The organism is Rhizobium sp. J15 (assembly GCF_002531825.1).
Lineage (GTDB): Bacteria > Pseudomonadota > Alphaproteobacteria > Rhizobiales > Rhizobiaceae > Rhizobium.
The window spans coordinates 1-16,027 of the sequence record NZ_NWSX01000058.1 but is presented as its reverse complement, the minus strand read 5'-3'; the positions used below and the strand labels follow the sequence as shown (position 1 = coordinate 16,027).

Annotated in this window: 29 protein-coding genes; all 29 read right to left on the bottom strand. The window is 60.2% G+C overall.

From position 1 onward, the window contains the following. Positions 1 to 3: 3 nt before the first annotated feature. The 29 genes from CO670_RS29325 to rpsJ all read right to left on the bottom strand — a co-directional run bounded on the left by CO670_RS29325 (position 4) and on the right by rpsJ (position 15,660). The gene (locus CO670_RS29325) at positions 4 to 408 is read right to left on the bottom strand and encodes a DUF2809 domain-containing protein (RefSeq protein ID WP_097593494.1); all 405 of its coding nucleotides are present in this window, start codon (positions 406 to 408) and stop codon (positions 4 to 6) included. 29 nt (positions 409 to 437) lie between these two features. Then, entirely contained in the window at positions 438 to 821 is a 384-nt protein-coding gene (locus CO670_RS29320; protein ID WP_097593492.1) for a VOC family protein, read from the bottom strand. 87 nt (positions 822 to 908) lie between these two features. Beyond that, positions 909 to 1,331 (bottom strand): 50S ribosomal protein L17, encoded by a 423-nt coding sequence (rplQ, locus tag CO670_RS29315; RefSeq protein ID WP_088685497.1) that lies wholly within the window; start codon positions 1,329 to 1,331, stop codon positions 909 to 911. Between the two features lie 178 nt (positions 1,332 to 1,509). Then, positions 1,510 to 2,520 (bottom strand): DNA-directed RNA polymerase subunit alpha, encoded by a 1,011-nt coding sequence (locus tag CO670_RS29310; RefSeq protein WP_003547579.1) that lies wholly within the window; start codon positions 2,518 to 2,520, stop codon positions 1,510 to 1,512. 97 nt (positions 2,521 to 2,617) lie between these two features. Continuing rightward, the gene (rpsK, locus tag CO670_RS29305; protein ID WP_003547577.1) at positions 2,618 to 3,007 is read right to left on the bottom strand and encodes a 30S ribosomal protein S11; all 390 of its coding nucleotides are present in this window, start codon (positions 3,005 to 3,007) and stop codon (positions 2,618 to 2,620) included. A 133-nt stretch (positions 3,008 to 3,140) separates the two neighbouring features. Further along, on the bottom strand, positions 3,141 to 3,509 hold the full coding sequence (gene rpsM / locus CO670_RS29300) for a 30S ribosomal protein S13 (RefSeq protein ID WP_008521297.1): 369 nt from the start codon (positions 3,507 to 3,509) through the stop codon (positions 3,141 to 3,143). Positions 3,510 to 3,731: 222 nt separating this feature from the next. Next, positions 3,732 to 4,382, bottom strand: a complete 651-nt coding sequence (locus tag CO670_RS29295; RefSeq protein ID WP_097593491.1) for an adenylate kinase — start codon at positions 4,380 to 4,382, stop codon at positions 3,732 to 3,734. Then, positions 4,379 to 5,719, bottom strand: coding sequence for a preprotein translocase subunit SecY (gene secY / locus CO670_RS29290; RefSeq protein WP_088687874.1), 1,341 nt, complete (start codon positions 5,717 to 5,719; stop codon positions 4,379 to 4,381). The genes CO670_RS29295 and secY overlap by 4 nt, the downstream gene beginning before the upstream one ends. A 232-nt stretch (positions 5,720 to 5,951) precedes the next feature. Further along, positions 5,952 to 6,428 (bottom strand): 50S ribosomal protein L15, encoded by a 477-nt coding sequence (rplO, locus tag CO670_RS29285; protein WP_097593489.1) that lies wholly within the window; start codon positions 6,426 to 6,428, stop codon positions 5,952 to 5,954. Positions 6,429 to 6,444: 16 nt separating this feature from the next. After that, positions 6,445 to 6,654 carry a 50S ribosomal protein L30 gene (rpmD, locus tag CO670_RS29280; protein WP_003547566.1) on the bottom strand — a complete coding sequence of 70 codons (210 nt, stop codon included), beginning with the start codon at positions 6,652 to 6,654 and terminating at the stop codon, positions 6,445 to 6,447. A gap of 13 nt (positions 6,655 to 6,667) precedes the next feature. Next, complete coding sequence (gene rpsE / locus CO670_RS29275; protein ID WP_088677325.1) at positions 6,668 to 7,237, bottom strand: 30S ribosomal protein S5; 570 nt, start codon at positions 7,235 to 7,237, stop codon at positions 6,668 to 6,670. 131 nt (positions 7,238 to 7,368) lie between these two features. After that, positions 7,369 to 7,731, bottom strand: coding sequence for a 50S ribosomal protein L18 (gene rplR / locus CO670_RS29270; protein ID WP_097593488.1), 363 nt, complete (start codon positions 7,729 to 7,731; stop codon positions 7,369 to 7,371). A 12-nt stretch (positions 7,732 to 7,743) separates the two neighbouring features. After that, positions 7,744 to 8,277 (bottom strand): 50S ribosomal protein L6, encoded by a 534-nt coding sequence (rplF, locus tag CO670_RS29265; RefSeq protein ID WP_003578670.1) that lies wholly within the window; start codon positions 8,275 to 8,277, stop codon positions 7,744 to 7,746. Positions 8,278 to 8,319: 42 nt separating this feature from the next. Further along, positions 8,320 to 8,718: a 30S ribosomal protein S8 gene (gene rpsH / locus CO670_RS29260; RefSeq protein ID WP_003547562.1), complete on the bottom strand. Its 399-nt coding sequence runs from the start codon at positions 8,716 to 8,718 to the stop codon at positions 8,320 to 8,322. 12 nt (positions 8,719 to 8,730) lie between these two features. After that, positions 8,731 to 9,036 (bottom strand): 30S ribosomal protein S14, encoded by a 306-nt coding sequence (gene rpsN / locus CO670_RS29255; protein ID WP_018115514.1) that lies wholly within the window; start codon positions 9,034 to 9,036, stop codon positions 8,731 to 8,733. 32 nt (positions 9,037 to 9,068) lie between these two features. Next, the gene (gene rplE, locus CO670_RS29250; RefSeq protein WP_097593486.1) at positions 9,069 to 9,626 is read right to left on the bottom strand and encodes a 50S ribosomal protein L5; all 558 of its coding nucleotides are present in this window, start codon (positions 9,624 to 9,626) and stop codon (positions 9,069 to 9,071) included. Next, positions 9,619 to 9,927 carry a 50S ribosomal protein L24 gene (gene rplX, locus CO670_RS29245; RefSeq protein ID WP_088677323.1) on the bottom strand — a complete coding sequence of 103 codons (309 nt, stop codon included), beginning with the start codon at positions 9,925 to 9,927 and terminating at the stop codon, positions 9,619 to 9,621. The genes rplE and rplX overlap by 8 nt, the downstream gene beginning before the upstream one ends. 11 nt (positions 9,928 to 9,938) lie before the next feature. Next, on the bottom strand, positions 9,939 to 10,307 hold the full coding sequence (gene rplN / locus CO670_RS29240) for a 50S ribosomal protein L14 (RefSeq protein WP_003573790.1): 369 nt from the start codon (positions 10,305 to 10,307) through the stop codon (positions 9,939 to 9,941). Between the two features lie 260 nt (positions 10,308 to 10,567). Beyond that, entirely contained in the window at positions 10,568 to 10,807 is a 240-nt protein-coding gene (rpsQ, locus tag CO670_RS29235; RefSeq protein ID WP_004674926.1) for a 30S ribosomal protein S17, read from the bottom strand. Between the two features lie 12 nt (positions 10,808 to 10,819). Further along, positions 10,820 to 11,020 carry a 50S ribosomal protein L29 gene (rpmC, locus tag CO670_RS29230; RefSeq protein WP_004674925.1) on the bottom strand — a complete coding sequence of 67 codons (201 nt, stop codon included), beginning with the start codon at positions 11,018 to 11,020 and terminating at the stop codon, positions 10,820 to 10,822. Positions 11,021 to 11,032: 12 nt separating this feature from the next. Continuing rightward, a complete protein-coding gene (rplP, locus tag CO670_RS29225) occupies positions 11,033 to 11,446 on the bottom strand; it encodes a 50S ribosomal protein L16 (RefSeq protein ID WP_003573792.1) in 414 nt (137 codons plus the stop codon). A 38-nt stretch (positions 11,447 to 11,484) separates the two neighbouring features. Further along, positions 11,485 to 12,219 (bottom strand): 30S ribosomal protein S3, encoded by a 735-nt coding sequence (gene rpsC, locus CO670_RS29220; RefSeq protein ID WP_003573793.1) that lies wholly within the window; start codon positions 12,217 to 12,219, stop codon positions 11,485 to 11,487. Then, positions 12,219 to 12,608, bottom strand: a complete 390-nt coding sequence (gene rplV, locus CO670_RS29215; RefSeq protein WP_004674922.1) for a 50S ribosomal protein L22 — start codon at positions 12,606 to 12,608, stop codon at positions 12,219 to 12,221. The genes rpsC and rplV overlap by 1 nt, the downstream gene beginning before the upstream one ends. 2 nt (positions 12,609 to 12,610) lie before the next feature. Next, positions 12,611 to 12,889 (bottom strand): 30S ribosomal protein S19, encoded by a 279-nt coding sequence (gene rpsS, locus CO670_RS29210; protein ID WP_003573797.1) that lies wholly within the window; start codon positions 12,887 to 12,889, stop codon positions 12,611 to 12,613. Between the two features lie 15 nt (positions 12,890 to 12,904). Next, on the bottom strand, positions 12,905 to 13,741 hold the full coding sequence (rplB, locus tag CO670_RS29205; RefSeq protein WP_097593485.1) for a 50S ribosomal protein L2: 837 nt from the start codon (positions 13,739 to 13,741) through the stop codon (positions 12,905 to 12,907). A gap of 11 nt (positions 13,742 to 13,752) precedes the next feature. Beyond that, positions 13,753 to 14,046 carry a 50S ribosomal protein L23 gene (locus CO670_RS29200; protein ID WP_097593483.1) on the bottom strand — a complete coding sequence of 98 codons (294 nt, stop codon included), beginning with the start codon at positions 14,044 to 14,046 and terminating at the stop codon, positions 13,753 to 13,755. Then, entirely contained in the window at positions 14,043 to 14,663 is a 621-nt protein-coding gene (gene rplD, locus CO670_RS29195) for a 50S ribosomal protein L4 (protein ID WP_097593482.1), read from the bottom strand. The genes CO670_RS29200 and rplD overlap by 4 nt, the downstream gene beginning before the upstream one ends. Before the next feature lie 13 nt (positions 14,664 to 14,676). Further along, positions 14,677 to 15,318, bottom strand: a complete 642-nt coding sequence (gene rplC / locus CO670_RS29190) for a 50S ribosomal protein L3 (protein ID WP_004674916.1) — start codon at positions 15,316 to 15,318, stop codon at positions 14,677 to 14,679. 33 nt (positions 15,319 to 15,351) lie between these two features. Beyond that, positions 15,352 to 15,660, bottom strand: a complete 309-nt coding sequence (gene rpsJ, locus CO670_RS29185; RefSeq protein WP_003547547.1) for a 30S ribosomal protein S10 — start codon at positions 15,658 to 15,660, stop codon at positions 15,352 to 15,354. Between the last annotated feature and the right edge of the window lie 367 nt (positions 15,661 to 16,027).

The following is a 16,027-nucleotide window of genomic DNA, read 5'->3' as shown; positions in this document are numbered from 1 at the left end:
CCTTTAAAGCCGCTCAGGCGATGATTGCCTGTGCGCGGGATCGAAAGCATAGGCCACGGCTATCCCGATAGCGTATGCCAGTATATTCCAGAGCGAGAAGAGCCGCCCAAGCAGCAAGGCTCCGGCGGTCGTCAGTCGAAATGCATCGAGCCAAGGTGTGTGGTAGAGCCGGAAGAATTCAACGCAGATGGCAACGGTCAGCGCCAACGCCGCAGTTCCCGCGCGCGGCATTCTTGCCGTGAGAGCTGCCACAGCAAGCGCCAGCAGGACATAAACCATCGATCCCCAAAGCAGCGACCCGCCATATTTGACGAGGAAGAAGGGCAGATCGGCAGCATAGCCGAAACGTCTGAGCGCCAGACCGGAAAGGATGATGACGAGCAGCGCCGCCAGGCGTTGGGCTTGCATGCGCCCGAGCCGATCTGAAAGGACAGCTTTCACGTGCCGACTACCGGCTGGTTGATCATTGCCTCGATATTGTAACCGTCGGGATCAAGCACGAAGCAGGCGTAATAATCCGGCGCGTATTCCGGGCGTGGACCGGGAGCGCCGTTATCCCTGGCGCCGGCTTCGAGTGCGGCGCGATGGAAGGCATCGACCTCAGCCTTGCTGCGAGCCCTGAAGGCGACGTGAATGCGGGTCAAGGGCGGCGGGCTATCCGTCTGCTGGATCTCGAAGAGGCAGCCATTGCCGATATCGAAGGCCCAGAAGACGTTCTCCTTCCCGAAGGTAAGCTTATAACCCAACGGCAGGAACGCTTTCTCGTAGAAGAGCTTGCTCTTCGACAAATCGCTCACCGCGATGGTTATGTGGTCGATCATGGCGCTGCTCACTCATCAGGAATGCGGGCAGAAACGAAAAAGCCGGGCGCAAGGCCCGGCTTTCTTGTCTTCCGAAATCGGAAAATCTTAGGCAGCGACGGCCTGCTCTTCGGCGGCGACGCGAGCCTTATCGGCTGCGCCCTTGGCGTAGGTGTCGCGGTCAACGAACTCGATGACGGCCAAAGCGGCATTGTCGCCCTGACGGAAGCCGGCCTTCATGATGCGCAGGTAGCCGCCGTTGCGGGTGGCGTAGCGCGTTGCGATCGTGTCGAACAGCTTCGAAACGACAGCGGCATCACGGATCTGCGAGATCGCCTGACGGCGAGCGTGCAGGTCGCCGCGCTTGCCGAGCGTGACGAGCTTTTCGACGATCGGACGGATTTCCTTGGCCTTCGGCAGGGTCGTGACGATCTGCTCGTGGGTAATCAACGAAGCCGCCATGTTGGCGAACATCGCCTTACGGTGGCTTGCGGTTCTATTCAGCTTGCGGCCGGCTTTACCATGGCGCATTGCTATTCTCCTTTAATGCAGGTGCCCTTGACACTAAGTGGGCCTGCCGTTTCCTGGCACATGCAGGCGATCGGCCTGCTGTTTGACGGGGAAAGGCAGCCGAAAGAGCCTGCCTTTTGTTATGTTCTTGCGATCGGCGTGCGGGCGGAAAACCGCTTTACACTTTTCCTCACGCCGCTCAGTACTGGTCTTCGTAACGCTTGGCGAGATCTTCGATGTTCTCGGGCGGCCATGCCGGCACTTCCATGCCGAGGTGCAGGCCCATGGAAGCGAGAACTTCCTTGATTTCGTTCAGCGACTTGCGACCAAAATTCGGTGTGCGGAGCATTTCTGCTTCGGTCTTCTGAATGAGGTCGCCGATGTAGACGATGTTGTCGTTCTTCAGGCAGTTTGCCGAACGGACCGACAGTTCGAGTTCGTCCACCTTCTTGAGGAGAGCCGGGTTGAAAGCGAGTTCGGTGACTGCTTCCTCTTCGGTTTCCTTCTGCGGCTCGTCGAAGTTGACGAAGACGCCAAGCTGATCCTGGAGAATGCGCGCCGCAAAAGCGACGGCGTCTTCGCCGGTGATCGAGCCATCGGTTTCGATGGTCATGTTCAGCTTGTCGTAGTCGAGAACCTGTCCTTCGCGGGTGTTTTCAACCTTGTAGGACACCTTCTTGACTGGCGAATAAAGGCTGTCGACCGGGATAAGGCCGATCGGAGCATCTTCCGCACGATTGCGCTCGGCCGGAACATAGCCCTTGCCGTTGTTGACGGTGAATTCCATGCGGATCTCGGCGCCCTCGTCGAGCGTGCAGATAACATGCTCGGGGTTGAGGATTTCGATATCGCCGACCGTCTGGATGTCGCCAGCCGTGACAACGCCCGGGCCCTGCTTGCGCACGACCATGCGCTTTGCGTCGTCGCCATCCATCTTGATGGCGATTTCCTTGATGTTGAGCACGATGTCCGTCACGTCCTCGCGAACGCCCGGGATCGAGGAGAATTCATGCAGCACGCCGTCGATCTGCACCGCCGTGACGGCAGCACCGCGCAGCGAGGAGAGCAGAACGCGGCGCAGCGCGTTGCCGAGGGTGAGGCCGAAGCCGCGCTCCAGCGGTTCGGCAACGAGCGTCGCCCTGGTGCGCGAGCTCGAGGAGAACTCCACCTTGTTCGGCTTGATCAGTTCCTGCCAGTTCTTCTGAATCATGAGTTTGCCTTCCGTTCGTTGCCACCATCCAATCGTGGCAACCGAGCTTGAAAACCACCGGGAACGCCAGGGCGCTCACCGGTGACGAGAGCGATGATCAGACGCGGCGCTTCTTGCGCGGACGGCAGCCATTGTGCGGGATCGGGGTCACGTCGCGGATGGACGTGATCATGAACCCTGCAGCCTGGAGCGCGCGCAGAGCCGATTCACGGCCGGAACCCGGGCCGCAGACTTCGACTTCCAGCGACTTCATGCCGTGCTCCTGGGCCTTCTTGGCGCAGTCTTCGGCAGCGATCTGGGCAGCGAACGGGGTCGACTTGCGCGAGCCCTTGAAGCCCTTGGCGCCGGCCGACGACCAGGCGATCGCATTGCCCTGCGCATCGGTGATGGTGATCATCGTGTTGTTGAAGGTCGAGTTGACGTGAGCGACACCCGACGAGATATTCTTGCGCTCACGACGGCGAACGCGGACGGCTTCCTTAGCCATGGTATTCCTTTCGTTGATCTCTTCACCGCCGTAATGCCAGCGGCTACACCGGAACGACGCCTGTACGGCCCCGCTCCAAACTCAAAAGAGGCCGGCGCAGACCGCCAGCCTCCCCACTCCGGTTTCCCGGAAATTACTTCTTCTTGCCAGCGATTGCCTTTGCCGGGCCCTTGCGGGTGCGGGCATTGGTGTGCGTGCGCTGACCACGGACCGGAAGGCCGCGGCGGTGACGCAGGCCACGGTAGCAGCCGAGGTCCATCAGGCGCTTGATGTTCATCGCGGTTTCGCGACGAAGATCACCTTCGACCTGATAGTCGCGGTCGATGGCTTCACGGATCTGAAGGACTTCAGCGTCCGTCAGCTGATGCACACGACGTTCAGCCGGGATACCGACCTTCTCGACGATTTCCTGTGCGAATTTCGGGCCGATCCCGTGAATGTAGGTCAGCGCGATGACGACGCGCTTTGCAGTCGGGATGTTGACGCCAGCGATACGTGCCACGCCTGTTCTCCTTGCATTCCAGTTGCCATCCGGCAAGTGGGCTTCGTTATGCGGTCCATAGAACCGCCCGTTCAAATTTAGGTCCGCAACATGTCAAAACGACCGAACCCGGACTTCCCTGGGAAATCCGCGCCGATCGCATGGAATGTCGCGAGTTGGCGCGGTGTTTAGCGGAATCACTGCTGAAAAGCAACCGTTCCGCCAAGTTTTATTTTCAAAGCCTTAAAGCTTGGAAAGAATGGCTTCGACCTCGGCGGTGACCTGATCGATCTCGGCCATGCCGTCCACGGACTTCAGCTTGCCCTTGGCATGATAGTAGCCGATCAGCGGTGAGGTCTCCTTGTAATAGACCTGCAGCCGCGCCGTCATGGTCTCCGGCGTGTCGTCCGGACGGCGCTTGAAGTGGGTGGAACCGCACTTGTCGCAGACACCTTCATTGGCCGGAACCTTGTCGGTGTCGTGATAGACGCTGCCGCACTGCGCGCAGGAGTAGCGGCCGGCAACACGGCGAACCAGTTCGGCATCATCGACGCGGAATTCGACGACGACGGAGAGATCGAGCCCTTTCGCCTTCAGCATCGCCTCGGTGGCATCCGCCTGGACCAGCGTCCTGGGGAAACCGTCGAGAATGAAGCCGTTGGCGCAATCGGGCTGATCGATTCGCTCCGAGACGATGGCGATGACGATCTCATCCGAGACCAGCTTGCCGGCGTCCATGACGGCCTTCGCCCGCTTGCCCACTTCCGTGCCGGCATTGACCGCCGCACGCAGCATATCACCCGTGGAAAGCTGCGGAATGCCGTGCTTTTCCACGATCCGCTGGGCCTGGGTTCCCTTGCCAGCGCCCGGCGGCCCCAAAAGGATAAGTCTCATCGCCCCCTCTTTCCTCCACGCAACTTCGATTTCTTGATCAGGCCTTCGTATTGCTGCGCGATCAGGTGACCCTGGATCTGTGCAACCGTATCAAGAGTTACGCTAACCACGATCAAAAGCGAAGTCCCACCAAGGGATAATGGAATGCCGGTTTGCGACACCAGAATCTCCGGGAGGATGCAGACGAAGACCAGATAGATCGCGCCGATGACCGTGATGCGGGTCAGCACGTAGTCGATATATTCGGCAGTGCGCTCACCCGGACGGATACCGGGAATGAAGCCGCCATGCTTCTTCAGATTGTCGGCCGTGTCCTTCGGATTGAAGACGATGGCCGTATAGAAGAAGGCGAAAAAGGCGATCAGCGCCGCATAGAGCACCATGTAGAGCGGCTGGCCGTGGCCAAGCGCCGCAACGATCGAGGTTGCCCAGGCGGGCATCGCCGTGGTGTTGGCGAAGCCCGCGACCGTCGCCGGCAGAAGCAGCAGCGAGGATGCGAAGATCGCCGGAATGACGCCCGAGGTGTTCAGTTTCAGCGGCAGGTGAGAGGTGTCGCCCTGGAACATCCGGTTGCCGACCTGACGCTTCGGATACTGGATCAGCAGGCGGCGCTGGGCGCGCTCGACGAAGACGATGATGCCGATGACGGCGATCGCGACGACGATGACCAGCAGGATGAGGCCGGTCGACAGCGCGCCGGTGCGGCCGAGCTCGAGGGTACCGGCAAGAGCGCCCGGAAGGCCGGCCGCGATACCGGCGAAGATGATCAGCGAAATGCCGTTGCCGATGCCGCGCGAGGTGACCTGTTCACCGAGCCACATCAGGAACATCGTGCCGCCGAGCAGCGTCAGGACGGTGGATACGCGGAAGAACCAGCCCGGATCGACGACCAGCCCCTGCCCGCTCTCGAGACCGGCGGCGATGCCGTAAGCCTGCAGCGCGCCCAGAATCACGGTGCCGTAGCGGGTGTACTGGTTGATGATCTTGCGGCCCTGCTCGCCTTCCTTCTTCAGGTTTTCGAGCGCCGGCACGACCGAGGTCATGAGCTGCACGATGATCGAGGCGGAGATATAGGGCATGATGCCGAGCGCGAAGATCGCCATGCGCTCGACGGCGCCGCCCGAGAACATGTTGAAAAGCCCGAGGATGCCGCCTGCCTGGCCGCGGAAAGCCTGGGCATAGGCTTCGGGATTGAGACCCGGAAGCGGAATATGGGTACCGAGCCTGTAAACGAGGAGAGCTGCCAGTGTGAACCACAAGCGCTTCTTCAGATCCTCGGCTTTGGCAAAGGTCGAAAAATTGAGGTTAGATGCCAATTGTTCCGCTGCAGAAGCCATGCGTTTCTCCGCGCTACCAATTCCGGCGTCTCTGGGGGAGAGCCGGCCCCGGAATCAGTATGAAATTATTCAAAACCGGGCTTGGAACGGATTGCAGCGCAACCCCATGCCTCACCCTTGTTTCCAGTCTTACCGGCATGACGCGGGCGCGTCAGCCAAGTTTTTGTGAGGCCCACATATGGGAGCAAAATCGCCCGGTGTGAAGCACCCCGGGCGACATATCATCAGATTATTATTCGGCTGCTGCGGGAGCCGAAAGCAGCGTCACCTTGCCGCCGGCCTTTTCGATCTTCTCGACGGCAGACTTGGAAGCGCCTGCAACTTCGAGTGTGATCTTTGCCTTGAGCTCGCCATCGGCGAGAACGCGAACGCCGTCCTTGGCGCGGCGGATGACGCCGGCAGCCTTGAGGGCAGCTGCATCAACGGTTGCCTTCGCGTCCAGCTTGCCGGCGTCGACAGCGGCCTGGATGCGGGCCAGCGATACGACGACGTAGTCGGCTGCGAAGATGTTGTTGAAGCCGCGCTTCGGCAGGCGACGATAGATCGGCATCTGGCCGCCTTCGAAGCCGTTGATGGCGACGCCGGAACGGGACTTCTGACCCTTTACACCGCGACCGGCAGTCTTGCCGGAGCCGGAGCCGATACCACGGCCGAGGCGCTTGCGGCTGTGGGTCGAGCCTTCGTTGTCCTTGATTTCATTGAGTTTCATGAGCGTTTCCTCCGTCTCACTTCTCGTCGACGACGCGAACGAGATGCTGGACAGCACGGATCATGCCACGAACCGAAGGAGTGTCCTCCAGCGTGCGGCGACGGTGCATCTTGTTCAGTCCGAGACCGATCAGCGTGCGCTGCTGGACGTCCGGACGGCGAATCGGGCTGCCGATCTGTTCGATCGTGACAGTCTTCGCTTCAGCCTTCTTGGTAGCCTTGGCCATTGGTCAGCTCCTCTTATTCTTCAGAGGCGTTGCCGGAGGCGGCACGGCGAGCCTGGAGCGTTGCATACTTGATGCCGCGCTGAGCTGCGATGTCCTTCGGGTGAACCTGGTGCTTCAGAGCGTCGAAGGTGGCGCGAACCATGTTGTAGGGGTTCGACGAACCGGTCGACTTGGCGACGACGTCGTGCATGCCGAGCGTTTCGAAAACGGCACGCATCGGACCGCCGGCGATGATGCCGGTACCGACCTTGGCCGAGCGCAGCAGAACCTTGCCGGCGCCGTGGCGGCCATGAACGTCGTGATGCAGCGTACGGCCGTCACGCAGCGGTACGAAGATCAGTTCGCGCTTGGCGGCTTCGGTTGCCTTGCGGATGGCTTCCGGCACTTCGCGTGCCTTGCCATGGCCGAAGCCAACGCGGCCCTTCTGGTCGCCGACGACGACGAGTGCTGCGAAACCAAAACGACGGCCGCCCTTGACGACCTTGGCGACGCGGTTGATCGCGACAAGCTTGTCGACGAATTCGCTATCGCGCTCTTCACGGCTCTGGCGGTCTTCCCGCTGCGGCCTTCTTTCCTGTGCCATTGTCCTCTTCCTTTTTCTTTTCCGGGTGCAATCGGCAAACAAATGAGGACCGCATCAGCCTCCCCTCTCGGAGAGTGCCTGCGGTCCGGCGAAAATCCGGCCGGCGCCAAAAGCGTCCGGCCGGAAACTGATCAGAAGGTGAGACCGCCTTCTCGGGCTGCATCGGCAAGAGCCTTGATGCGGCCGTGATAGATAAAGGCGCCACGGTCGAACACGACCTCGGTGACGCCCGCCTTCGAAGCGCGCTCTGCAACGAGCTTGCCAACGAGAGCAGCTGCTGCGGTGTCAGCACCGGTCTTCAGAGAACCGCGCAGATCCTTATCGAGGGTCGATGCAGCGGCAAGCGTCTTGCCGGCCACATCGTCGATGATCTGAGCGTAGATGTTCTTCGAGGAGCGATGAACCGACAGGCGCGGACGGCCGTTGGCCACCGACTTGAGATGACGGCGCACGCGGTTGGCACGACGTGCAAGTGCTTCTTTCCTGCTAGCCATTTCGCGTGATCCTTACTTCTTCTTGCCTTCTTTGCGGACGATCCGCTCGTCAGCGTACTTGACGCCCTTGCCCTTGTAAGGCTCAGGACCGCGATATTCGCGGATTTCGGCGGCGACCTGACCGACCTGCTGCTTATTGATGCCAGAGACAACAATTTCGGTCGGTTTCGGAACGGCGATCGTGATGCCGACCGGCGGCTCATAGATCACGTCGTGGCTGAAGCCGAGGGCCAGCTGCAGGTTCTTGCCCTGCAGGGAGGCGCGGTAACCGACGCCGTTGATTTCGAGCTTGCGCTCGAAGCCGTCCTTGACGCCCTTGAAGATGCCTTCGATCATCGTGCGGGACATGCCCCACTTCGAACGCGCATCCTTGGTCTGGTTTACGGGCGTCACGACGACCGCGTTGTTTTCGAGCTTGAGGCTGATTTCGTCGTTAGCAACGAAAAACAGCTCGCCCTTCGGGCCCTTTGCAGTAACCTTCTGGCCATCGACCGTAGCCGTGATCCCAGCAGGCACCTGAACGGGCTTTTTACCGATACGAGACATGTTTCAATCCTGTCTGTTCGCTATGGAGATCCCTGCCCGATCTTAGAAGACCGAGCAAAGAACCTCGCCACCAACGTTCTGTTCGCGAGCCTGGTGATCGGCCATCACGCCCTTCGGAGTCGAAAGGATGGTGATGCCGAGGCCGTTCGCGACCTGCGGAATGGACTTGACCGAGACATAAACCCGGCGGCCCGGCTTGGACACACGGCCGATCTCACGGATCACCGATGCGCCTTCATAATATTTCAGCTCGATGCTGAGTTCCGACTTGCCATTGCCGAAATCGACAACGGAATAGCCACGGATGTAGCCTTCGGACTGCAGGACATCGAGAACACGTGCACGGAGCTTGGACGCAGGCGTCGAGACCGACGACTTGCGGCGGGAAGCGCCGTTACGGATACGGGTGAGCATATCGCCCAACGGATCAGTCATTGTCATCTAACCTGCTCCTTACCAGCTCGACTTGACGATGCCCGGCACCTTGCCGAGATTGCCCAGTTCACGCAGCGCAATACGCGACATGCGCAGTTTGCGGTAATATGCGCGCGGACGCCCCGAAACTTCGCAACGGTTGCGAATACGGGTCTTCGATCCATCACGCGGCAGGGATGCCAGCTTGATCGAGGCCTTGAACCGCTCTTCGATCGGAAGAGCCTGGTTCATGATGATCGCCTTCAACGCAGCCCGCTTAGCGGCCTGGTTGGCGACCGTATTACGGCGGCGCTTGTTCTTTTCAACTGCGCTTGTCTTCGCCATGTCAGGTTCCTTTTCTACGCTCGTCGTTACGGTTATTGACGGAACGGGAAGCTGAACTCTTTCAGAAGAGCCCGTGCTTCGTCGTCGGTCGTCGCCGTCGTGCAAACGATGATGTCCATGCCCCACATCTGATCAACCTTGTCGTAGTTGATTTCAGGGAACACAATGTGCTCCTTGATGCCCATGGCGAAGTTGCCACGGCCGTCAAAGCTCTTCGGGTTCAGGCCGCGGAAGTCGCGAACGCGCGGGAGCGCGATGTTCACGAGACGGTCCAGGAACTCGTACATGCGGGCGCCGCGCAGGGTGACCTTGGCGCCGATCGGCATCTGTTCGCGGACCTTGAAGCCTGCGATAGAGTTGCGTGCACGGGTGATGACGGGCTTCTGGCCGGCGATCGCTGCGAGGTCGGCGGCAGCTACCGTCGGCTTCTTCGAGTCAGCGGTCGCTTCGCCGACACCCATGTTGATCACGATCTTGTCGAGCTTCGGGATCATCATCTCGTTGGCGTAGGAGAACTGCTCCTGCATCGCCTTGCGGATGCGCTCGACATATTCCTTCTTGAGCCGCGGCTCGTAGTTTGCCTCAGCCATCGATCACTTCTCCAGAACGCTTGGCCACACGGACCTTCTTGCCGTCAACGACCTTGAAACCGACGCGGGTCGGCTTTCCGTCCTTGTCGACGATTGCAATGTTCGACAGGTGAACCGGGGCTTCCTTGTTGATGATGCCGGCTTCCTGGTTCTGCGTCTGGCGCTGATGGCGCTTCACGACGTTGACACCACGGACGACCGCACGATCTTCCTTCGGCATGACCTGAACAACTTCGCCGGTGCGGCCCTTGTCCTTGCCAGCGAGCATGACGACCTTGTCGCCTTTACGAATCTTCTGCATCGCTTCGCTCCTTACAGTACTTCGGGAGCCAGCGAGATGATCTTCATATGGTTCTTGGCGCGAAGTTCGCGCGGAACCGGTCCGAAGATACGGGTGCCGATCGGCTCTTTCTTGTTGTCGATGAGGACTGCTGCGTTGGTGTCGAAGCGGATGACCGAGCCATCCGGACGACGGATGTCCTTGGCGGTGCGAACGACAACCGCCTTCATCACGTCACCCTTCTTCACGCGGCCGCGCGGGATCGCTTCCTTGATCGAAACGACGATGACGTCGCCGATCGAGGCATACTTGCGCTTCGAGCCGCCCAGCACCTTGATGCACATGACACGACGTGCGCCGGAATTATCCGCGACGTCGAGGTTTGTTTGCATCTGAATCATATCAGGTCGCCTTCTTGGTTTACCGGAATGGTTGGGCTAGCCCCCTACTCCGGCTTATGAAAATGTCCGCCGGCCAGCCTGCCATGACGGCAAGCAGAACGCGGCAATAGCTGAATAGCGCGGGGTCGATCGTGCCAGGGTGGTTTCCCGAACGGGACCTTCCGTGCGCTCAAAGCAAAAGAACGCCCGGCATTCGAGCGTTCTGACGCTGCTTCATACAGATATTTCGGCGAGACGCAAGGCCTCGCGCAAAATTCTGTTTACTTGCCCTGGGCGGCGATCACCGTCCAGCGCTTGTCCTTGGAGATCGGCGCGCATTCCTCGATGGATACGGTATCGCCGATCTTGTACTGGTTGTTTTCGTCGTGGGCCTTGTACTTCTTGGAACGACGAACGGTCTTCTGGAGCAGCGGGTGAGCGAAACGACGCTCGACGCGAACCACTACCGTCTTCTCGTTCTTGTCGCCAACGACGACGCCCTGCAGGATGCGCTTCGGCATGTTTTTCTTCCTTTAGGCCTTAACTTCTGCCGCCTTCTGGCGGGCAATGGTTTTCACGCGAGCGATGTCCTTGCGGACTTCGTTGATGCGCGAGGACTTTTCGAGCTGGCCGGTCGCCTTCTGGAAGCGCAGGTTGAACTGCTCCTTCTTCAGCTTGGCAAGCTCGTCCTTGAGTTGGTCGGCGGTCAACGCGCGAACATCTGAGGCTTTCATGAGCTCAATCCCTTACTCTGCAATGCGCTGAACGAAGCGCGTCTTGACCGAGAGCTTGGCAGAGCCGAGGCGAAGCGCCTCGCGGGCGATCTCTTCGCTGACGCCGTCGATCTCGAACATCATACGACCGGGCTTGACCTTGCATGCCCAGTACTCAACGGAGCCCTTACCTTTACCCATGCGGACTTCGGTCGGCTTTGCGGTTACCGGAACGTCCGGGAACACGCGGATCCAAACACGGCCGGCGCGCTTCATGTAACGCGTGATCGCGCGGCGGGCCGCTTCGATTTCACGTGCGTTAACGCGGTTCGGCTCCTGAGCCTTCAGGCCGAATTCGCCGAAGGCAAGGTCGGAACCGCCCTTGGCTACGCCCTTGATGCGGCCCTTGAACTGCTTGCGGTACTTAGTACGCTTTGGCTGCAACATTTTCTTACTTCTCCGAGCTTATCTTTCGCCAGCGCTAATTACGCGTTGTCGCGTTCGCGGCGACGATCGCCACGGTCGCGTTCGCGGCTTGCCGGACCCTGTGCGTCGCCTTCCAGCGCGCGACGTTCGGAAGCCATCGGATCGTGCTCAAGGATTTCGCCCTTGAAGATCCAGACCTTGATGCCGCAGATCCCGAATGCGGTTTCGGCTTCAGCCGTACCGTAGTCGATGTCGGCGCGCAGCGTGTGCAGCGGCACGCGACCTTCGCGGTACCATTCCGTACGGGCGATTTCCGCGCCGCCGAGACGGCCGGCGCAGGTGATCTTGATGCCTTCGGCGCCAAGACGCATCGCGGACTGGACGGCGCGCTTCATGGCGCGGCGGAAAGCCACGCGGCGCTCGAGCTGCTGGGCGATCGACTGAGCGACCAGCGTTGCGTCGACTTCGGGCTTGCGCACTTCGACGATGTTGAGGTGCGTTTCCGAATTCGTCATATCCGACAGCTTCTTGCGGAGCTTGTCGATGTCCGCGCCCTTGCGGCCGATGATCAGGCCCGGACGAGCCGAGTGGATCGTGACGCGGCACTTCTTGTGCGGACGCTCGATGACCACCTTGGAGATGCCTGCCTGCTTCAGTTCGCTCATGACGAACTTGCGCATCTTCAGGTCTTCGTGCAGCAGCTGGCCATACTCGGCATTGTCCGCAAACCAGCGGCTATCCCAGGTACGGTTGATGCCGAGACGGAAACCGATCGGATTGATTTTCTGACCCATTATGCGGCCTCCTCTGCTGCCTGCACTTCACGAACGACGATCGTCAGGTGCGCGAAGGGCTTTTCGATGCGCGACGCACGACCGCGGCCACGAGCGTGAAAACGCTTCATGACGATCGACTTGCCGACATAGGCCTCGGCGACGACGAGAGCGTCGACGTCGAGATCGTGGTTGTTCTCGGCGTTGGCGATCGCGGATTCGAGCGTCTTCTTGACGGCGCCCGCGATACGCTTGCGGGAGAACTCCAGCTCAGCGAGTGCACGCTCGACCTTCTTGCCACGGATGGCCGCAGCAACCAGGTTGAGCTTCTGGGGGCTGACGCGGAGCGTGCGGGCGACTGCTTGCGCCTCGTTGTCCTTCAGCCGGCGTTCGGCTTTTGCCTTGCCCATTGTTACTTCCTCTTCGCCTTCTTGTCCGCGCCGTGACCGTAGTAGGTGCGGGTCGGAGAGAATTCACCGAATTTGTGGCCGACCATGTCTTCATTGACGCTGACCGGGATATGCTTGCTGCCGTTGTAGACGCCGAAGGTAAGACCGACGAACTGCGGCAGGATCGTGGAGCGACGGCTCCAGATCTTGATCACTTCTGCACGTCCGCCTTCACGAACCTTCTCAGCCTTCTTGAGAAGATAGCCGTCAACGAACGGACCTTTCCATACTGAACGAGCCATTGGAGACTTCCTCTCTTACTTCTTACGCTGATGACGCGAGCGCATGATCATCTTGTCGGTCGACTTGTTCGACCGGGTGCGCTTGCCCTTGGTCGGCTTGCCCCACGGAGTCACCGGATGGCGACCACCGGAAGTGCGGCCTTCACCACCGCCGTGCGGATGGTCAACCGGGTTCATGACAACGCCGCGGTTATGCGGACGCTTGCCGCGCCAGACGGTACGACCGGCCTTGCCGTCGTTGATGTTGGCGTGGTCCGGGTTGGAAACCGCGCCGATCGAAGCGAGGCAGACGCCGCTGACGAGGCGCTGTTCGCCGGAGTTCAGGCGAAGGATCGCCATGCCCTGGTCACGGCCGACGAGCTGCGCGTAAGAACCGGCGGAGCGAGCGATCTGACCGCCCTTGCCCGGCTTCATTTCCACGTTGTGGATGATGGAGCCGACCGGGATGTACTGCAGCGGCATGGTGTTGCCGGGCTTGACGTCGACAGCCTTTTCCGAAGCGATGACCTTGTCGCCGGCAGCAAGACGCTGCGGAGCGATGATGTAGGCCTGCTCGCCATCCGCATAGCTCACCAGCGCGATGAAAGCCGTGCGGTTCGGGTCGTATTCGATACGCTCGACGGTGCCTTCGACGTCGAACTTGCGACGCTTGAAGTCGACCAGACGGTAGCTGCGCTTGTGACCGCCGCCGATGAAGCGGGCGGTGATGCGGCCGAGGTTGTTACGACCGCCGCTCTTGGTCAGGCCTTCCGTCAGCGCCTTGACCGGCTTGCCCTTATAGAGGGCCGAACGGTCGACGATGACCAGCTGACGCTGGCTCGGGGTGGTCGGATTGAATGTTTTCAATGCCATTTTCTTATACCTCAGAGACCGGTGGAGACGTCGATCGTCTGGCCTTCAGCCAGCGTCACGACAGCCTTCTTCACGTCCTTCTGCTTGCCGGCGAAACCGCGGAACCGCTTGGTCTTGCCCTTGCGCAGCAGAGTGTTGACGGCCGTAACCTTGACGCCGAACAGCGCCTCGACAGCAGCCTTGATTTCCGGCTTCGTCGCCTGCTTGGCGACATTGAAAACAACCTGGTTGTTCTCGGATACCAGCGTGGACTTTTCGGTGATCGCCGGAGAGACGATCACATCGTAGTGGCGAAGATCGGTCACTTGAATCGCTCCTCTAGCGCTTCAACCGCAGCCTTGGAAAGCACGAGCTTGCCGCGGCGCACGATGTCGTAAACGTTGATGCCCTGGATCGGCAGAACATCGATGTTCGGGATGTTCTGAGCTGCGAGCTTGAAGTTGCCGTCAAGCTCTGCGCCGCCGATGAAGAGGGCGTTGGTCAGGCCGAGCGTCTCGAAAGCGGACGCGAGAACCTTGGTCTTGGCTTCGGCAGCAACCAGGTTGTCGATGACGATGACGTCATCGGCCTTGATCTTCGCCGAAAGGGCGTGGCGAAGGCCGAGTGCGCGAACCTTCTTCGGAAGGTCGTGCTCGTGGCTGCGGACAACCGGGCCGTGAGCCTTGCCGCCGCCGCGGAACTGCGGAGCGCGAGCCGAATGGTGGCGGGCGCGGCCCGTACCCTTCTGCTTGTACATCTTGGCGCCGGTGCGCGAAACTTCAGCGCGGCCCTTTGCCTTGTGCGTGCCCTGCTGCTTCTTGGCAAGCTGCCAGCGGATGACGCGGGCGAGAATGTCTTCGCGGGGCTCGAGGCCGAAAATCGCATCCGAAAGGGAAACCTTCCCGGCGTCTTTTCCCTCGAGGGTCTTGACGTTCAATTCCATTGATCTGGCTCCCTTACTTCGCGGCCGACTTGACGGCGTCGCGCACGATGATCCAGGCACCCTTGGAACCGGGAACAGCACCCTTGATCAGGATCAGACCGCGATCTTCGTCGGTCGAAACCACTTCCAGGTTCTGCGTCGTGACGCGCGTCTGGCCCATGTGACCAGCCATCTTCTTGTTCTTGAAAACCTTGCCCGGGTCCTGGCGCGAGCCGGTCGAACCGTGCGAGCGGTGCGAAACCGACACACCGTGCGTGGCGCGCAGACCGCCAAAACCGTGACGCTTCATGGCGCCGGCAAAGCCCTTACCAATGGTCGTGCCCGTCACGTCGACGAGCTGACCGGCTGCGAAGTGACCAGCCTTGAGCTCGGTGCCGATCTCGAGCAGATTGTCTTCCGAGACGCGGAATTCTGCGAGCTTGGCCTTCGGCTCGACGTTGGCAACGGCAAAGTTGCCGCGCATCGCCTTCGACGTGTTCTTCACCTTCGCCTGGCCAGCACCGAGCTGAACTGCGGTATAGCCATTCTTTTCGACTGTACGCGTGGCAACGACCTGGCAGCCGTCCATACGCAGTACCGTTACCGGGACATGCTCGCCGGCGTCGTTGTAGACGCGGGTCATTCCCACCTTCTGTGCAATCACACCTGAACGCATCGGTTCAATCCTTCCAACTCAGCTCGAGCAAGCTCAGAGCTTGATCTCAACATCGACACCGGCGGCGAGATCGAGCTTCATCAGCGCGTCTACCGTCTGCGGGGTCGGGTCTACGATGTCGAGAAGGCGCTTATGCGTGCGCATCTCGAACTGTTCGCGGCTCTTCTTGTCGATGTGCGGGGACCGGTTGACCGTAAACTTCTCGATGCGGGTCGGAAGCGGAACGGGGCCCCGGACGCTTGCACCGGTGCGCTTCGCCGTCGACACGATCTCGCGCGTGGAAGCATCGAGAATCCGGTGATCGAACGCCTTCAGGCGAATGCGGATATTTTGGCCGTTCATTCGACGTTATCCTTGTGTTTGTTTTCCACATGTCTCTGGACAAGACACGGGTTGTTCTTTCTTCCTAAGGCGGACCACCGGTTTCAAAGATCGAGAGGGCGCCGGTAGCGGCATCCCTATCCAGTCTTCAGGGCCTTCTAGCCCACCTTATTGGTTGTTTAGTCACTGCTTCGTCATCCAAAGCAGTACGCAAATCGCGCTCGCGCGCCATTTGCTACATTTCTGTGTAATAAGCAAGCGGCTTGCGCCGCCTGCATCATAATAATGTCATCGAATCGGCCGCCCCGCCGGAGCGGCCGAATGAATTACTCGACGATCGAAGCGACGATACCGGCGCCGACGGTGCGGCCGCCTTCGCGGATAGCGA

What these genes read in the sequence shown, in the direction of transcription:
- CO670_RS29325 (WP_097593494.1), bottom strand. Translation starts at nt 408, where the DNA reads ATGCAAGCCCAACGCCTGGCGGCGCTGCTCGTCATCATCCTTTCCGGT.
- CO670_RS29320 (WP_097593492.1), bottom strand. Translation starts at nt 821, where the DNA reads ATGATCGACCACATAACCATCGCGGTGAGCGATTTGTCGAAGAGCAAG.
- rplQ (WP_088685497.1), bottom strand. Translation starts at nt 1,331, where the DNA reads ATGCGCCATGGTAAAGCCGGCCGCAAGCTGAATAGAACCGCAAGCCAC.
- CO670_RS29310 (WP_003547579.1), bottom strand. Translation starts at nt 2,520, where the DNA reads ATGATTCAGAAGAACTGGCAGGAACTGATCAAGCCGAACAAGGTGGAG.
- rpsK (WP_003547577.1), bottom strand. Translation starts at nt 3,007, where the DNA reads ATGGCTAAGGAAGCCGTCCGCGTTCGCCGTCGTGAGCGCAAGAATATC.
- CO670_RS29295 (WP_097593491.1), bottom strand. Translation starts at nt 4,382, where the DNA reads ATGAGACTTATCCTTTTGGGGCCGCCGGGCGCTGGCAAGGGAACCCAG.
- secY (WP_088687874.1), bottom strand. Translation starts at nt 5,719, where the DNA reads ATGGCTTCTGCAGCGGAACAATTGGCATCTAACCTCAATTTTTCGACC.
- rplO (WP_097593489.1), bottom strand. Translation starts at nt 6,428, where the DNA reads ATGAAACTCAATGAAATCAAGGACAACGAAGGCTCGACCCACAGCCGC.
- rpmD (WP_003547566.1), bottom strand. Translation starts at nt 6,654, where the DNA reads ATGGCCAAGGCTACCAAGAAGGCTGAAGCGAAGACTGTCACGATCGAA.
- rpsE (WP_088677325.1), bottom strand. Translation starts at nt 7,237, where the DNA reads ATGGCACAGGAAAGAAGGCCGCAGCGGGAAGACCGCCAGAGCCGTGAA.
- rplR (WP_097593488.1), bottom strand. Translation starts at nt 7,731, where the DNA reads ATGGCTAGCAGGAAAGAAGCACTTGCACGTCGTGCCAACCGCGTGCGC.
- rplF (WP_003578670.1), bottom strand. Translation starts at nt 8,277, where the DNA reads ATGTCTCGTATCGGTAAAAAGCCCGTTCAGGTGCCTGCTGGGATCACG.
- rpsH (WP_003547562.1), bottom strand. Translation starts at nt 8,718, where the DNA reads ATGACAATGACTGATCCGTTGGGCGATATGCTCACCCGTATCCGTAAC.
- rpsN (WP_018115514.1), bottom strand. Translation starts at nt 9,036, where the DNA reads ATGGCGAAGACAAGCGCAGTTGAAAAGAACAAGCGCCGCCGTAATACG.
- rplE (WP_097593486.1), bottom strand. Translation starts at nt 9,626, where the DNA reads ATGGCTGAGGCAAACTACGAGCCGCGGCTCAAGAAGGAATATGTCGAG.
- rplX (WP_088677323.1), bottom strand. Translation starts at nt 9,927, where the DNA reads ATGCAGAAGATTCGTAAAGGCGACAAGGTCGTCATGCTCGCTGGCAAG.
- rplN (WP_003573790.1), bottom strand. Translation starts at nt 10,307, where the DNA reads ATGATTCAGATGCAAACAAACCTCGACGTCGCGGATAATTCCGGCGCA.
- rpsQ (WP_004674926.1), bottom strand. Translation starts at nt 10,807, where the DNA reads ATGCCGAAGCGCATCCTGCAGGGCGTCGTCGTTGGCGACAAGAACGAG.
- rpmC (WP_004674925.1), bottom strand. Translation starts at nt 11,020, where the DNA reads ATGAAAGCCTCAGATGTTCGCGCGTTGACCGCCGACCAACTCAAGGAC.
- rplP (WP_003573792.1), bottom strand. Translation starts at nt 11,446, where the DNA reads ATGTTGCAGCCAAAGCGTACTAAGTACCGCAAGCAGTTCAAGGGCCGC.
- rpsC (WP_003573793.1), bottom strand. Translation starts at nt 12,219, where the DNA reads ATGGGTCAGAAAATCAATCCGATCGGTTTCCGTCTCGGCATCAACCGT.
- rplV (WP_004674922.1), bottom strand. Translation starts at nt 12,608, where the DNA reads ATGGGCAAGGCAAAAGCCGAACGCCGGCTGAAGGACAACGAGGCGCAA.
- rpsS (WP_003573797.1), bottom strand. Translation starts at nt 12,889, where the DNA reads ATGGCTCGTTCAGTATGGAAAGGTCCGTTCGTTGACGGCTATCTTCTC.
- rplB (WP_097593485.1), bottom strand. Translation starts at nt 13,741, where the DNA reads ATGGCATTGAAAACATTCAATCCGACCACCCCGAGCCAGCGTCAGCTG.
- rplD (WP_097593482.1), bottom strand. Translation starts at nt 14,663, where the DNA reads ATGGAATTGAACGTCAAGACCCTCGAGGGAAAAGACGCCGGGAAGGTT.
- rplC (WP_004674916.1), bottom strand. Translation starts at nt 15,318, where the DNA reads ATGCGTTCAGGTGTGATTGCACAGAAGGTGGGAATGACCCGCGTCTAC.
- rpsJ (WP_003547547.1), bottom strand. Translation starts at nt 15,660, where the DNA reads ATGAACGGCCAAAATATCCGCATTCGCCTGAAGGCGTTCGATCACCGG.